General features: G+C 39.0%; 22 protein-coding genes and 1 riboswitch. All 22 genes read right to left on the bottom strand.

All coding sequences use genetic code 11. The annotated features are described in order from the left end of the window. Positions 1 to 15: 15 nt before the first annotated feature. A riboswitch (purine riboswitch) is annotated at positions 16 to 117 on the bottom strand. Between the two features lie 108 nt (positions 118 to 225). The 22 genes from truA to rplX all read right to left on the bottom strand — a co-directional run bounded on the left by truA (position 226) and on the right by rplX (position 12,686). Beyond that, a complete protein-coding gene (truA, locus tag BMX63_RS15840) occupies positions 226 to 966 on the bottom strand; it encodes a tRNA pseudouridine(38-40) synthase TruA (RefSeq protein ID WP_093137329.1) in 741 nt (246 codons plus the stop codon). A gap of 12 nt (positions 967 to 978) precedes the next feature. Beyond that, positions 979 to 1,776, bottom strand: coding sequence for an energy-coupling factor transporter transmembrane component T family protein (locus BMX63_RS15835; protein ID WP_093137327.1), 798 nt, complete (start codon positions 1,774 to 1,776; stop codon positions 979 to 981). After that, positions 1,769 to 2,641, bottom strand: a complete 873-nt coding sequence (locus BMX63_RS15830; protein ID WP_093137325.1) for an energy-coupling factor ABC transporter ATP-binding protein — start codon at positions 2,639 to 2,641, stop codon at positions 1,769 to 1,771. Before BMX63_RS15830 ends, BMX63_RS15835 begins: the two co-directional genes overlap by 8 nt. Then, a complete protein-coding gene (locus tag BMX63_RS15825; RefSeq protein ID WP_093137323.1) occupies positions 2,617 to 3,459 on the bottom strand; it encodes an energy-coupling factor ABC transporter ATP-binding protein in 843 nt (280 codons plus the stop codon). Before BMX63_RS15825 ends, BMX63_RS15830 begins: the two co-directional genes overlap by 25 nt. 239 nt (positions 3,460 to 3,698) lie before the next feature. Next, a complete protein-coding gene (gene rplQ / locus BMX63_RS15820) occupies positions 3,699 to 4,061 on the bottom strand; it encodes a 50S ribosomal protein L17 (RefSeq protein ID WP_093137321.1) in 363 nt (120 codons plus the stop codon). Between the two features lie 43 nt (positions 4,062 to 4,104). Next, on the bottom strand, positions 4,105 to 5,049 hold the full coding sequence (locus BMX63_RS15815) for a DNA-directed RNA polymerase subunit alpha (protein WP_093137319.1): 945 nt from the start codon (positions 5,047 to 5,049) through the stop codon (positions 4,105 to 4,107). 183 nt (positions 5,050 to 5,232) lie between these two features. Then, positions 5,233 to 5,628: a 30S ribosomal protein S11 gene (gene rpsK / locus BMX63_RS15810; RefSeq protein ID WP_093137317.1), complete on the bottom strand. Its 396-nt coding sequence runs from the start codon at positions 5,626 to 5,628 to the stop codon at positions 5,233 to 5,235. A gap of 25 nt (positions 5,629 to 5,653) precedes the next feature. Beyond that, positions 5,654 to 6,019: a 30S ribosomal protein S13 gene (gene rpsM, locus BMX63_RS15805; RefSeq protein WP_093137315.1), complete on the bottom strand. Its 366-nt coding sequence runs from the start codon at positions 6,017 to 6,019 to the stop codon at positions 5,654 to 5,656. A gap of 20 nt (positions 6,020 to 6,039) precedes the next feature. Then, positions 6,040 to 6,153: a 50S ribosomal protein L36 gene (rpmJ, locus tag BMX63_RS15800; RefSeq protein WP_044153295.1), complete on the bottom strand. Its 114-nt coding sequence runs from the start codon at positions 6,151 to 6,153 to the stop codon at positions 6,040 to 6,042. A 30-nt stretch (positions 6,154 to 6,183) separates the two neighbouring features. Continuing rightward, on the bottom strand, positions 6,184 to 6,402 hold the full coding sequence (infA, locus tag BMX63_RS15795) for a translation initiation factor IF-1 (protein ID WP_093137314.1): 219 nt from the start codon (positions 6,400 to 6,402) through the stop codon (positions 6,184 to 6,186). Next, on the bottom strand, positions 6,389 to 6,715 hold the full coding sequence (locus BMX63_RS15790; protein WP_093137312.1) for a KOW domain-containing RNA-binding protein: 327 nt from the start codon (positions 6,713 to 6,715) through the stop codon (positions 6,389 to 6,391). The genes infA and BMX63_RS15790 overlap by 14 nt, the downstream gene beginning before the upstream one ends. A 317-nt stretch (positions 6,716 to 7,032) precedes the next feature. Beyond that, the gene (locus BMX63_RS15785; protein WP_093137310.1) at positions 7,033 to 7,686 is read right to left on the bottom strand and encodes an adenylate kinase; all 654 of its coding nucleotides are present in this window, start codon (positions 7,684 to 7,686) and stop codon (positions 7,033 to 7,035) included. A 45-nt stretch (positions 7,687 to 7,731) separates the two neighbouring features. Beyond that, positions 7,732 to 9,021: a preprotein translocase subunit SecY gene (gene secY, locus BMX63_RS15780; RefSeq protein ID WP_093137308.1), complete on the bottom strand. Its 1,290-nt coding sequence runs from the start codon at positions 9,019 to 9,021 to the stop codon at positions 7,732 to 7,734. Then, positions 9,021 to 9,461, bottom strand: a complete 441-nt coding sequence (gene rplO, locus BMX63_RS15775; RefSeq protein WP_093137306.1) for a 50S ribosomal protein L15 — start codon at positions 9,459 to 9,461, stop codon at positions 9,021 to 9,023. The genes secY and rplO overlap by 1 nt, the downstream gene beginning before the upstream one ends. A gap of 30 nt (positions 9,462 to 9,491) precedes the next feature. Further along, positions 9,492 to 9,674: a 50S ribosomal protein L30 gene (rpmD, locus tag BMX63_RS15770; protein ID WP_093137304.1), complete on the bottom strand. Its 183-nt coding sequence runs from the start codon at positions 9,672 to 9,674 to the stop codon at positions 9,492 to 9,494. A 13-nt stretch (positions 9,675 to 9,687) separates the two neighbouring features. Further along, on the bottom strand, positions 9,688 to 10,194 hold the full coding sequence (gene rpsE, locus BMX63_RS15765) for a 30S ribosomal protein S5 (RefSeq protein ID WP_342733455.1): 507 nt from the start codon (positions 10,192 to 10,194) through the stop codon (positions 9,688 to 9,690). Between the two features lie 18 nt (positions 10,195 to 10,212). Continuing rightward, positions 10,213 to 10,575 (bottom strand): 50S ribosomal protein L18, encoded by a 363-nt coding sequence (gene rplR / locus BMX63_RS15760; protein WP_093137301.1) that lies wholly within the window; start codon positions 10,573 to 10,575, stop codon positions 10,213 to 10,215. A gap of 32 nt (positions 10,576 to 10,607) precedes the next feature. After that, positions 10,608 to 11,144: a 50S ribosomal protein L6 gene (gene rplF, locus BMX63_RS15755; RefSeq protein WP_093137300.1), complete on the bottom strand. Its 537-nt coding sequence runs from the start codon at positions 11,142 to 11,144 to the stop codon at positions 10,608 to 10,610. A 25-nt stretch (positions 11,145 to 11,169) separates the two neighbouring features. Further along, positions 11,170 to 11,568, bottom strand: a complete 399-nt coding sequence (rpsH, locus tag BMX63_RS15750; protein WP_093137298.1) for a 30S ribosomal protein S8 — start codon at positions 11,566 to 11,568, stop codon at positions 11,170 to 11,172. A gap of 28 nt (positions 11,569 to 11,596) precedes the next feature. Then, on the bottom strand, positions 11,597 to 11,782 hold the full coding sequence (locus BMX63_RS15745; protein ID WP_044153340.1) for a type Z 30S ribosomal protein S14: 186 nt from the start codon (positions 11,780 to 11,782) through the stop codon (positions 11,597 to 11,599). A 24-nt stretch (positions 11,783 to 11,806) separates the two neighbouring features. After that, positions 11,807 to 12,346: a 50S ribosomal protein L5 gene (gene rplE, locus BMX63_RS15740; RefSeq protein WP_093137296.1), complete on the bottom strand. Its 540-nt coding sequence runs from the start codon at positions 12,344 to 12,346 to the stop codon at positions 11,807 to 11,809. A 28-nt stretch (positions 12,347 to 12,374) separates the two neighbouring features. Further along, positions 12,375 to 12,686, bottom strand: a complete 312-nt coding sequence (rplX, locus tag BMX63_RS15735) for a 50S ribosomal protein L24 (protein ID WP_093137295.1) — start codon at positions 12,684 to 12,686, stop codon at positions 12,375 to 12,377. Positions 12,687 to 12,710: the final 24 nt, after the last annotated feature.

The raw sequence follows: 12,710 nt of genomic DNA, 5'->3' as shown, positions 1-12,710 counted from the left end.
AAAAGACTTTTACGGTATACAAACTCTTCCTCTCATAGTCTAGTCATTTACGGTAACTAGGTAGAAACTTTTGGGCCATATTCCCAATATTATATGAGAGGTACTCTATTAAATTTCGGTTGATGTTTCCAATTCCATTTCATTATAACATGCATTTATCGGAAAAAAAGATGTAATTTCATTTTTTACGAACGAAAATCCATTGATTTTTATCAATATTCGCTTTTAATAGGTTACTTTCCATAAAAATAACCCTTGTGGAGGTGCTGTTAATCCGGCCAATGCTCGATCTTTTTGTTCAATAATCGCTGGAATCTCTTCTGCTTTTTTCTTGCCTTGCCCTACCTCTACCAGGGTACCTGTTATAATTCTAACCATATTATATAAAAAGCCACTACCTTCCACTTGAATGGCTATTCTATTCCCTTCTTGAAGGCAGTCTACATTATACATCGTACGAACCTTATCGCCTCTAATGGTTGTTTTCGTAGAGCTAAACGATGTAAAATCATGAGTCCCCATTATATTTCTACAGGCTTCTTTCATGTTTTCAACATTTAATGACTGGTTCACATGCCAATGATAGTAACGATTGAAAAGGTCCGGCTCCTTTTGATTTAAAATTTGGTAACGGTACTCTTTCACCTTCACATCAAAACGGGCATGAAAATCATCGGAGACTTTTTCGACAGCAGCTATATAAATATCGTCTGGCAACAGGGAATTAAGGGCTTTTTTCCACTTGTCTTCGGAAAGGTTTAAATCTGAATCATAATGAAAAACCTGTCCACGTGCATGAACACCTGTATCCGTTCTGCCGGAAGCAATAATACGGATAAATCGATTTCGATGCATACGTTGAAGCGCACCTTCAATTTCTCCCTGAACCGTTCGTCTATCTGGCTGAATCTGAAAACCTGAAAAGAAAGTCCCGTCATACTGTACCGTACACTTCACTCTTTCCATCGGCTTCACCCTTTATGTGCGTAAAATCCAAAATGTAATCAGAACAATGATGAAAAGGATAAATATCCACACATCCATTGGTTTAAGTTTTAATTCACGAAATTTTGTTCTGCCTTCTCCACCTTTATATCCTCTTGCTTCCATTGCCATAGCCAGCTCTTCTGCCCGCTTAAAGGCACTGACAAACAAGGGAACTAATAATGGTACGACAGCCTTTAACCTTTCCTTAATCGTTCCTGTACGGAAATCAACTCCACGAGACGCCTGAGCTTTTGAAATTTTGTCGGTTTCCTGCATGAGAGTTGGGATAAACCGTAAAGAAATGGACATCATAAGCGCTAGCTCATGAACAGGAAACCGAATTCTTTTTAATGGCTGAAATAAGCTCTCTATGGCATCTGTAATGGAAATCGGTGTGGTCGTTAAAGTCAGCAATGTTGTCATTAAGATTAATAAAAAGAAACGTAAAGAGATTTCTAATCCCTTCCACAAAGCCCCAGAGTAAACATCAAAGTTCCAAATGGAAAACAGTATGTCTCCCTCTTTAGTTACAATTAAATGTAAAATAAAGGTGAAAATAATTAAAAACCATACAGGCTTTAGTCCCTTTATAACAAAAGAAGGGGCAATTCTGGTCGTCACTACACTAAGCAGTGCAAACAGTGTTAAAACCAAATAGCTCATCCAGCTGTTTGCAAGAAAGATAAAAATGATAAATAGAAAGACCATAATCATTTTTAGTCGTGGATCCAAACGGTGTACTAGCGATTGTCCAGGGACGTATTGTCCAATAATGACCGAATTACTCATCTTTCACGCCCCTCCTGACAATCTCCGTCATCTCTTTTGCTAATTCTTGAATCGATTGACCCTTAAATGGGATAGACTGTCCAAACCTGCTCTCAAATGCATGAAGAAATTTAATGACTTCTGGTACAGCTAATCCCACTTGATTTAATGCCTCTTCCTTTTGAAACACTTCCAAAGGGGTTCCTTCCATAACAAGCTTTCCATGATTCATAATAAATACATAATCTGCATATTTCAAAGCGTCTTCCATACTATGTGTAACAAGGATTGTCGTCCGTTGTGTTTCTTTATGAACACGAGAAAACATGTCCATCATTTCCTTTTGTCCACGCGGATCTAAACCTGCAGTTGGCTCATCTAATACAAGCAGGTCAGGGCTCATCATAAGCACGCCTGCAATGGCTACTCTTCTCATTTGTCCTCCACTTAAATCAAAGGGGGACCTGGACAATAGACCTTCAGGAAGATTTACCGATTTTAATACTTCAGGAAGACGTGAATCAATCTTATCTTGAGATAGGCCGAAGTTTTTAGGCCCAAACTGAATATCCTTTTCAACCGTTTCTTCAAATAACTGATGTTCCGGATACTGAAAGACGACCCCTACTCGCTTTCTTAAATCCATAATGTCTTTAACCTTTTTCTCGGCAGTTATGTTAAAATCACCCATTCGAATGTGTCCACTGGTAGGTTTAAGCAAGCCATTAAAATGCTGAATAAGAGTAGATTTTCCACTTCCAGTATGTCCAATAATCGCTGCAAATGAACCTGCTGGTATATGAAAGGAAACCTCTTCCAGTGCTTTAAATTCAAAGGGTGTATTCTTTTGATATATATGGCTTACGTTCTCGAATAAAATGTCCATAATTCATCCATCAATTCCTTGTGTGTTAATGGTTCCTGATTCAGTACTATACCTTCTGATTTTAATGAATTTGAAAGCTGTGTAACAAAAGGGGTGTCTAACCCGATTTCACCGAGTTCTTTATGAAGATTAAATATCTCTCTAGGGGTTCCTTCTTTCCAGACCTCCCCGTCATTCATAACAATGACGCGGTCTGCAAACAACACTTCATTTAAATCATGGGTAATGGTTACAACCGAAACGTCCCGCTCGCTTCTTACATGATCAACAGTTTCCATAATAGAGTTCCGTCCTATTGGATCTAACATGGCTGTTGCTTCATCTAAAATAATGATATCGGGCTCAATAGCAAGCACACTGGCTATAGCTACCCGCTGTTTTTGACCACCTGAAAGATTATGAGGTTCATGGTTTTCATAACCCTCCATTTTGACAGCTTCCAGACTATATTTCATACGTTTAAGCATTTCATCCCTTTGAACACCATGATTTTCCAGTCCAAAAGCGATATCATCGATGACCGTTGTTCCCACAAATTGATTATCAGGATTTTGAAATACCATCCCTACTTTTTTTCGCACTTCCCAAATATTCTCTTCATTTACTTCCAAACCTTTAATATGAATTCGTCCGCTTTGTGGAGTGAGTAAACCATTCATTAATTTTGCGATGGTTGATTTTCCGGATCCATTATGACCGATAATGGCTACCCATTCATTTTCCTCTATATGAAAAGATACATCCTTTAAAGCCCACTCATCACCTTGGGGATATTGAAAGGATATATTCTGAAAGGATATATCATTAGGCTGACTCATAAAATTACCTCCGCTATTCTAAAGGCTCGACTATTTCCTAGGTAATAGAATGGTTATTCGTCTATTACCTTTTGATGAGTTTTTGATTTATTCTCTACCATAAGAACAAGTGGCAGTTCTCACTGACTAATAGAAGTTTCACTTTATTTTAACATAAACCATGTAAAACTTTTGGATAAAATAAAAAAGGGTCGGAATCACATCCCAGGATGCTTACCGCCCTTTCACCTACGAAAATCTTATACAAGTTCAATAATCACCGTTTTAGCACCGTCTCCACGACGCTCCCCTAATTTAAGGATACGAGTATAACCGCCTTGACGGTCTTCATAACGTGGTGCTACATCAGCAAACAATTTTTGTAGAGCTGTTTGCTTCTCTTCTTCATCAACATTAACATTCTGTAAAAATGATTCTGCCTGACGACGAGCATGTAAGTCACCGCGTTTACCAAGAGTAATCATTTTTTCAACAACAGAACGTAACTCCTTAGCCTTTGCTTCAGTAGTCTCAATACGTTCCTTAACGATAAGATCTGTAGCTAGATTCCGGAGTAACGCAATGCGTTGATCTGTTGAACGACCAAGCTTAGTATTAGCCATTTCGTTTCCCTCCTTTTTCACAAAAGATCATAGATGCATATCATTAATCGTCGTTACGTAAACCTAAACCTAAATCAGCCAATTTGTATTTCACTTCATCAAGTGATTTACGCCCAAGATTACGTACTTTCATCATATCTTCTTCTGATTTTTGAGTGAGTTCCTGAACGGAATTAATTCCAGCACGTTTTAAGCAATTGTATGAACGAACGGACAAGTCAAGTTCTTCAATGGTCATTTCAAGGACTTTTTCTTTTTGATCTTCTTCTTTTTCTACCATAATTTCCGCGTTTTGTGCTTCATCTGTAAGTCCAACAAAAATATTTAAATGCTCTGTGAATACCTTAGCACCTAGTGAAACGGCTTCTTCTGGTCGAATACTACCATCTGTCCAAACATCTAGCGTAAGCTTATCAAAATTAGCCACTTGACCTACACGTGTGTCCTCAACTTGATAGGTTGCACGTGAAACTGGTGTGAAGATAGAGTCAACTGGAATGACACCAATAGGCTGATCCTCTTTCTTATTCTCCTCTGCTGGACGATAGCCACGACCACGCTCTGCTGTAATACGCATATGGAAGTTTGCATTACTGGATAGAGTGGCAATATAGAGATCTGGATTCAAAATTTCTACATCGCTATCGTGGGTAATATCAGCAGCTGTTACCGTTCCTTCTCCCTGAACATCAATCTCCATCGTTTTAACATCATCAGAATAGATTTTTAAAGCTAAGTTCTTAAGATTTAAAATGATGGTTGTAACATCTTCCACAACGCCTTCTACTGTTGAAAATTCATGAAGAACACCGTCAATTTGTACAGATGTTACAGCTGCACCTGGGAGTGAGGATAATAGGATACGACGTAAGGAGTTACCCATTGTTGTACCATATCCACGTTCCAGTGGTTCAACAACGAACTTTCCAAATGTAGCATCTTCACTTACTTCAACCGTCTCAATTTTTGGCTTTTCAATTTCAATCATTTTTATAAAACCCTCCTTCAAAACGTCGAAACCCCGGTTAGACCGTATGCCTAACCGAAATTCCTCAGGTAGGCAAGTCCCTCGTGTCTTCACGTGAAACTAAATGTCCTGCTGCAAGCGTGCTTGGTGTATAAGCTATCATAACCCATTATAGACAGGGTAACAAATGTCTATACAAAACGATTATACACGACGACGTTTTGGTGGGCGGCACCCATTATGAGGCACCGGTGTCACATCAGCGATGGCAGTTACTTCAAGCCCTGCAGCTTGAAGGGCACGAATAGCTGCTTCCCGGCCTGCACCAGGTCCTTTTACAGCTACTTCAATAGATTTCACACCATGTTCCATAGATGCTTTAGCTGCCGCCTCTGCAGCCATTTGTGCAGCAAATGGTGTTGATTTACGGGATCCTTTAAAGCCCAATGCACCAGCACTGCTCCATGCAAGGGAATTTCCTTGAGTATCTGTGATGGTAACAATGGTGTTGTTAAATGTAGAACGGATATGTGCCACACCCGTCTCTATATTCTTTTTCACTTTACGCTTTCTGCGAGCTGCTGTAGATTTACGAGCCATAGTTTAGCTAACCTCCTTTTTAAAGTTATTTTCTCTTATTAGCGATTGTACGTTTTGGACCTTTACGAGTACGGGAGTTATTTTTCGTCTTTTGACCTCTTAGTGGTAAACCACGACGATGACGGATACCGCGGTATGAACCAATTTCGATTAAACGTTTAATGTTTAAAGAAGTTTCACGACGAAGGTCACCTTCAACAGTTAGGTTGTTTACCTCAGTACGAATGCGACCAAGTTCATCCTCTGTAAGATCACGCACACGAGTATCAGGGGATACACCTGCATCTTCTACAACTTGTGCAGCAGTAGATTTACCAATTCCGTAAATGTATGTCAAAGAAACAACAACTCTTTTATCACGAGGAATATCAATACCTGCAATACGTGCCATTTATACAAGCACCTCCTTTATTATCCTTGTTTTTGTTTGTGTTTAGGGTTTTCACATATCACCATTACTTTACCTTTACGACGAATAACTTTGCACTTTTCGCACATTGGTTTAACAGACGGTTTTACCTTCATTTCACTCTTACCTCCTTTTACTCGGAGTATTTACTTATAACGGTAGACAATTCGACCTCTTGTTAAATCGTATGGAGATAGTTCAACAGTTACCTTGTCTCCAGCCAATATTCGTATAAAATGCATACGAATTTTTCCGGAAACATGGGCCAAAACCGTATGGCCATTTTCTAACTCCACTTTAAACATTGCATTGGGTAAAGTCTCTACTACTTTACCTTCCATTTCAATTACATCATCTTTCGCCATCGAGTTGATCTCCCTTCTTCAAATCAATCAAGTTTTCATTGATGAATTTTGATAAGGCAAAACGCAATTTACCGTTTGTCACTCGACCAGTCTCTAATAAGCTGTTTCTCACTTCAGGTGAAACATATTCACATAATTCGATATGCTGGATATTCTTTAGCTTAGGCTTATCAAACTTACGCTTTTCACCATCAGCTAATAAAACAGAACGTCCCTCAACAACCTCAATAACAATTGCATACTGTCCGGCTTCTCGGCCTTTTGAGATCCGTACAATTTGACCTATTTGCGGACTCGACCCTGGATCACTCAAATATCATCACCTTCACTTGGGGCTTTCGTTTTAAAACATCCTCAAGCAACGATTAATTATATGCTCATAAACAATATATGGTCGGGTATAAACCTTCATTTATTATAAGATTGATTCTTCTCTAATCATAGGAATCCCATCATCAAAATCTATACTTATATGAAAGAACATTCTTTCACAACGTCTATTATACCTCCAGAAAGGTGCTCATGTATAGAAAATCATAAGCCTTTTCTTCTGATATAACATGTTGATGCTAAAAAGAATAGGATAAGACTCTCGCATCATAACAATTTCTTAAGGAGTTTTGCAAATGATTATGAAGAAATCTTCCCAAGTTTCTCATCAATATCCTGGAATACCTGATCAATTTCCCGGTCCCCATCTATCGTAACAAGATAGCCTTTTTCGTCATAGAAATCTAATAATGGCTTTGCCTGATCCATATTAACTTCTAATCGATTTTTTACAGTGTCAGGCTGATCATCCTCACGTTGTATTAACTTCTCGCCATCTATATCACATTTTCCATCCACTTCAGGCGGATTGAATTCAACATGGTAAGTTGCCCCACACTTCGGACAAATACGACGACCTGTTAAACGATCAACAAGCTTTTCTTTTGGAACTTCAATATGAAGCACATAATTAATCTTAGAATTCATATCATCCAAAAGATTTTCAAGAGCTTCTGCTTGTGCAATGGTTCGTGGAAATCCATCTAGTAAAAATCCATTCTTACAATCAGGTTTACCTAATCGTTCTCGAACAATACCAATTGTTACCTCATCTGGTACAAGTTCACCTTTATCCATGAAGGACTTAGCTTTTTTACCTAATTCAGTGCCTTCTTTAATAGCTGAGCGGAACATATCTCCTGTTGAGATATGAGGGATTCCATACTTTTCAACAATTTTTTCTGCTTGCGTACCTTTTCCGGCACCTGGCAGACCCATTAAAATTAAATTCATGCTTTTCCCCTCGCTCTCATTTACCATTCGAAGCTGCTACTTTCTTTACTTAATAAATCCTGTATAATGGCGTTTGACCAATTGACTTTCCAGTTGTTTCATCGTTTCAAGCCCTACACTTACTACAATGAGCAAGCTCGTTCCGCCAATTTGAACAGCAGAAGGAAGACCAGCTACCGATCCTAAAATGATTGGCAGTACAGCTACAGATGCAAGAAAGATTGAACCAACAAAGGTTAGACGATACATAACACGTGTAAGATACGTTTCTGTATTCTTACCAGGACGAATACCTGGTACATATCCACCTTGTTTTTTTAGGTTATCAGCCATTTGTTCTGGATTGACCTGCACAAATGTATAGAAATATGAAAATGCAATAATCAACGCAATGTAAATCACCATACCAATTGGTTCCTGATAGTTAAATACTCGCTCAATAAAGCTTGCAACATTACCTTCAAAGAACTGTGCAACCGTTCTTGGTGCTATGATGAAAGAAATGGCAAAAATAACCGGGATAACTCCGGCTGCGTTAACTTTTAAAGGCAAGTGTGTTGACTGTCCACCAACCGGGGAACGATTTACAAGTCGTTTAGCATATTGAACAGGAATTTTACGTAATGCCTGTTGAATGAAGATAACACCTACAACAACGGCAAGTATAACAAGCACAATCAATGCCAGGATAACCAAGTTGATAAACAATTGATCTCCTGCATCAGTAATATATTGTTCATACAGTTGATTAATGCCATTTGGAATGGCTGCAACAATACCTGCAAAAATTAAAATCGAAATACCATTCCCTACCCCATTGGCTGTGATTTGTTCACCAAGCCACATAAGGAATGTAGTACCTGCAGTAAGTACAACTGCAATCATAACGAATTTTAACGGACCAGGATTTTGAATCAACTGACCACCTGTCATCGCATTAAATCCCACTGACATTCCAATTGCCTGAACAAAAGCCAGAACAACTGTACCATAACGTGTCACTTGTGCCAGTTTTTTACGTCCCATTTCACCTTGCTTTTTCCATTCTGTAAACTTAGGAACGACATCCATTTGTAACAATTGAACGACAATGGATGCCGTAATGTAAGGCATAATCCCCATAGCAAAAATGGAAAATTGACTTAAAGCTCCCCCGCCAAATGTATTCAGAAATCCAAATACATTGGATTGGTTCATAAAGTCAATAGCATTCTTATCTGTAAATGGAACAGGTATAAAAGTACCTAAGCGGAAAATAAACAGTGCCATTAGGGTATATAAAATTTTCCGCCTAATATCAGCTACGCGCATAAAATTGGAGAGAGTACGGAACATTAAATCACCTCAGTTTGACCGCCCGCTGCTTCGATCGCTTCTTTAGCGGAAGCAGAGAACTTATGAGCTTTTACAGTTAATTTCTTTTCAAGATTACCTTTTGCAAGTACTTTTACTCCAGCTTTTAGCTTGCTTACAACACCTGTTTCTATCAACAGTTCTGGAGTTACTTCAGTACCATCCTCGAAGCGGTTTAAAGCTTCAAGGTTTATAACTGCATACTCTTTACGATGAATGTTGGTAAAACCACGTTTTGGAAGGCGTTGGAATAATGGCATTTGACCACCTTCAAAGCCTGGACGAGTACCGCCGCCTGAACGAGCTTTTTGTCCTTTATGGCCACGCCCGGATGTCTTACCATTACCTGATGACATTCCACGTCCTACTCGATTACGTTTTTTACGAGTACCTTCTTCAGACTTCAATTCATGTAGTTTCATGGTTGCACCTCCTCTTAAACTATTTTTACACTAAGCTTCTTCTACAGTTACAAGATGGGACACTTTATTCACCATACCGCGAATCTGTGGTGTATCCTCATGAACAGCTTTCTGATTAATCTTCTTAAGTCCTAATGCTTTTACAGTAGCACGTTGATCCTCTGGTCTACCGATTAAGCTTCTAGTGAGGGTAACTTCTATTTTATTGGCCATGTTTTTTCCCTCCTTATCCTTGCAATTCTTCTACTGATTTGCCACGAAGTTTTGCAACATCTTCAGCACGTTTAAGATTATTTAATCCGTTCACTGTTGCGCGAACCATGTTAATTGGTGTATTGGAACCTAGAGATTTGGATAGGATATCGCCAATACCAGCAAGTTCTAATACCGCACGAACTGGTCCTCCAGCAATTACTCCTGTACCTTCAGCAGCAGGTTTTAGAAGGATATTACCAGCACCAAATTCACCATGAATTTCATGCGGAATTGTTGTACCAACGATAGGTACCTCAACTAGATTCTTCTTACCATCTTCAATAGCCTTGCGGATGGCTTCAGGTACTTCCTGCGCTTTACCTGTACCAAAACCTACATGGCCATTTTTATCTCCCACAACAACTAGAGCTGTAAAACGGAAACGACGTCCACCTTTCACAACTTTCGCTACTCGGTTAACTGTAACTACACGTTCTTCAATATCCAATTTGTTTGGATCGATATTTGTACGCATCATTTTCCCTCCTTTTTACGATTAAAATTCAAGACCTGCTTCACGAGCACTATCAGCCAAGGCCTTTACACGTCCGTGATATAAGTAACCTCCGCGATCAAATACAACTGATTTGAAACCTTTATCCAAAGCACGTTTAGCAACAATTTCGCCAACCTTCTTGGCAGCTTCAACATTACCAGTTGTATCAAGGTCAAATTCTTTATCCACAGTTGATGCACTCGCAACTGTAACACCATTGATGTCATCAATTAATTGTGCATAAATGTGTTTATTTGAACGATACACATTTAAACGTGGGCGGGATTCTGTACCGAATAAATTTCGACGCATACGTGTGTGGCGTTTTTTACGCACAGCGTTTTTGTCCTGCTTTGCGATCATTTGGGTCACTCCTTTCTGTCCTTACATGAACATTATTTAGCTGTCTTACCTTCTTTACGGCGTACATATTCGCCCTCATAGCGAATTCCTTTACCTTTGTAAGGCTCAGGTGTACGGATAGCACGAATGTTAGCAGCTACTGCACCAACTTTTTCTTTATCGATACCTTTTACAACAATCTTGGTATTAGAAGGTACATCAAGCTCTATGCCTTCAATCGCTTCAATTTCAACTGGATGTGAATAGCCGGCATTCACAACAACTTTATCACCTTGTTTTTGAGCACGGTAACCAACACCAGTAATTTCTAAAGCTTTTTCAAATCCTTTAGAAACTCCTTCAACCATGTTACTGATTAAGCTTCTGGTTGTTCCATGCAAAGCACGGTGTTCTTTACTATCACTTGGACGTTCAACCATTAGAACGTTATCTTCAATTTTAATATTCATGTCAGGGTTAAAAGAGCGAGCCAATTCGCCTTTTGGCCCTTTTACTTCAATGTTACCTTCGTTTACTTTCACTTCTACCCCTTCAGGAATTTCAACTGGTTTAAAACCTACACGAGACATTCTCTACACCTCCTGACGTAATGAATTACCAAATATATGCAAGTACTTCGCCACCAACGGCTTGTTGACGGGCTTCTTTATCGGTTAATACACCTTTTGAAGTTGATACAACTGCTACACCTAGACCGTTAAGAACACGTGGAAGTTCATCAGCTTTTGCATAAACACGTAGTCCAGGCTTACTGATCTTCTTAAGACCTGTAATTACACGCTCATTGTTGGATCCGTATTTAAGGAATAGACGGATAATTCCTTGTTTATCATCACTAACAAATTCATAGTCACGAATGAAACCTTCACGCTTTAAAATGTCTGCAATTTCCTGTTTTAGTTTAGAAGCAGGGACTTCTAGTTTTTCATGACGTACCATGTTTGCGTTACGAATACGAGTTAGCATATCTGCAATTGGATCTGTCATAGTCATTTTATATTACCTCCTTCCCTATTGGGGTTTACCAACTAGCTTTTTTAACGCCTGGAATTTGACCTTTATAGGCTAATTCACGGAAACAAATACGGCAAAGTTTAAATTTACGGATAACAGAATGTGGGCGTCCACATCTTTCACAACGAGTGTATTCACGAACTTTAAACTTTTGCTGGCGTTTTTGTTTCGCAATCATTGATTTTTTGGCCATGATTACCCTCCTTTTATCTAGGAACTATTTTCTGAATGGCATACCGAACTGAGTTAGAAGTTCACGAGCTTCTTCATCAGTATTAGCGCTTGAAACAATCACAATATCCATTCCACGAACTTTATCTACTTTATCGTAATCAATTTCAGGGAAAATCAATTGTTCTTTTACACCTAAAGTGTAATTTCCACGTCCATCAAATGCTTTGTTTGAAACCCCACGGAAGTCACGTACACGTGGTAGAGAAACAGCTATAAGTTTTTGTAGAAACTCATACATCCGTTCTCCACGAAGGGTTACTTTTGCACCGATTGGCATACCTTCACGCAGACGGAAGCCTGCAATTGATTTTTTTGCACGTGTAACAACTGGCTTTTGTCCTGAAATGAGGGTTAGCTCTTCTACTGCGTTATCAAGTGCTTTCGCATTTTGTACAGCATCACCAACACCCATATTGATTACAATCTTTTCGATTTGTGGTACTTCCATAACAGAATCATAATTGAATTTTTCCATTAATGATGGAATAACTTCGTTTTGATATTTTGATTTGAGTTCGTTCATCTTTTAAGCCCTCCTTTCGCCGTTAGACTTATTTATCTAATGGTTCACCGGATTTTTTTGCAATACGTACTTTTTTACCATTTTCTTCACTATAACCAACTCGTGTTGGTTCACCGGATTTTGGATCAACTGGCATAACGTTTGAAACATGAATAGCAGCTTCTTGTGTTAAAATCCCGCCTTGCGGATTGTCCTGAGAAGGCTTCGCGTGTTTTTTCACAAGATTAACGCCTTCCACAAGAACCCGATCTTTCTTTGGGAAAGCTTCAAGGACTGTTCCTTGTTTGCCTTTATCCTTACCTGAGATAACCATAACTTTGTCACCTTTTTTCACATGCATGACTCGTGCACCTCCTTACAAGGC

The sequence above is a fragment of the Salinibacillus kushneri genome, from assembly GCF_900111405.1.
Taxonomy (GTDB): Bacteria; Bacillota; Bacilli; order Bacillales; family Alkalibacillaceae; genus Salinibacillus; species Salinibacillus kushneri.
Note: the sequence above shows the minus strand (reverse complement) of the source record. Positions and strands in the feature narration are given on the sequence as shown.

Excerpts from the sequence above, each read along its gene's own strand:
- rplO (WP_093137306.1), bottom strand. The coding sequence starts at position 9,461 with ATGAAACTACATGAATTGAAGTCTGAAGAAGGTACTCGTAAAAAACGT.
- BMX63_RS15830 (WP_093137325.1), bottom strand. The coding sequence starts at position 2,641 with ATGGACATTTTATTCGAGAACGTAAGCCATATATATCAAAAGAATACA.
- rplQ (WP_093137321.1), bottom strand. The coding sequence starts at position 4,061 with ATGGCTAATACTAAGCTTGGTCGTTCAACAGATCAACGCATTGCGTTA.
- rplX (WP_093137295.1), bottom strand. The coding sequence starts at position 12,686 with ATGCATGTGAAAAAAGGTGACAAAGTTATGGTTATCTCAGGTAAGGAT.
- rpsE (WP_342733455.1), bottom strand. The coding sequence starts at position 10,194 with ATGATGCGTACAAATATCGATCCAAACAAATTGGATATTGAAGAACGT.
- BMX63_RS15785 (WP_093137310.1), bottom strand. The coding sequence starts at position 7,686 with ATGAATTTAATTTTAATGGGTCTGCCAGGTGCCGGAAAAGGTACGCAA.
- BMX63_RS15815 (WP_093137319.1), bottom strand. The coding sequence starts at position 5,049 with ATGATTGAAATTGAAAAGCCAAAAATTGAGACGGTTGAAGTAAGTGAA.
- truA (WP_093137329.1), bottom strand. The coding sequence starts at position 966 with ATGGAAAGAGTGAAGTGTACGGTACAGTATGACGGGACTTTCTTTTCA.
- BMX63_RS15745 (WP_044153340.1), bottom strand. The coding sequence starts at position 11,782 with ATGGCCAAAAAATCAATGATTGCGAAACAAAAACGCCAGCAAAAGTTT.
- rpsM (WP_093137315.1), bottom strand. The coding sequence starts at position 6,019 with ATGGCACGTATTGCAGGTATTGATATTCCTCGTGATAAAAGAGTTGTT.
- rpmJ (WP_044153295.1), bottom strand. The coding sequence starts at position 6,153 with ATGAAGGTAAAACCGTCTGTTAAACCAATGTGCGAAAAGTGCAAAGTT.
- rplF (WP_093137300.1), bottom strand. The coding sequence starts at position 11,144 with ATGTCTCGTGTAGGTTTTAAACCAGTTGAAATTCCTGAAGGGGTAGAA.
- BMX63_RS15835 (WP_093137327.1), bottom strand. The coding sequence starts at position 1,776 with ATGAGTAATTCGGTCATTATTGGACAATACGTCCCTGGACAATCGCTA.
- rplE (WP_093137296.1), bottom strand. The coding sequence starts at position 12,346 with ATGAACGAACTCAAATCAAAATATCAAAACGAAGTTATTCCATCATTA.
- secY (WP_093137308.1), bottom strand. The coding sequence starts at position 9,021 with ATGTTCCGTACTCTCTCCAATTTTATGCGCGTAGCTGATATTAGGCGG.
- rpsK (WP_093137317.1), bottom strand. The coding sequence starts at position 5,628 with ATGGCTCGTAAATCTACAGCAGCTCGCAGAAAGCGTAAAGTGAAAAAG.
- infA (WP_093137314.1), bottom strand. The coding sequence starts at position 6,402 with ATGGCGAAAGATGATGTAATTGAAATGGAAGGTAAAGTAGTAGAGACT.
- rplR (WP_093137301.1), bottom strand. The coding sequence starts at position 10,575 with ATGATCGCAAAGCAGGACAAAAACGCTGTGCGTAAAAAACGCCACACA.
- rpmD (WP_093137304.1), bottom strand. The coding sequence starts at position 9,674 with ATGGCCAATAAAATAGAAGTTACCCTCACTAGAAGCTTAATCGGTAGA.
- rpsH (WP_093137298.1), bottom strand. The coding sequence starts at position 11,568 with ATGACTATGACAGATCCAATTGCAGATATGCTAACTCGTATTCGTAAC.
- BMX63_RS15825 (WP_093137323.1), bottom strand. The coding sequence starts at position 3,459 with ATGAGTCAGCCTAATGATATATCCTTTCAGAATATATCCTTTCAATAT.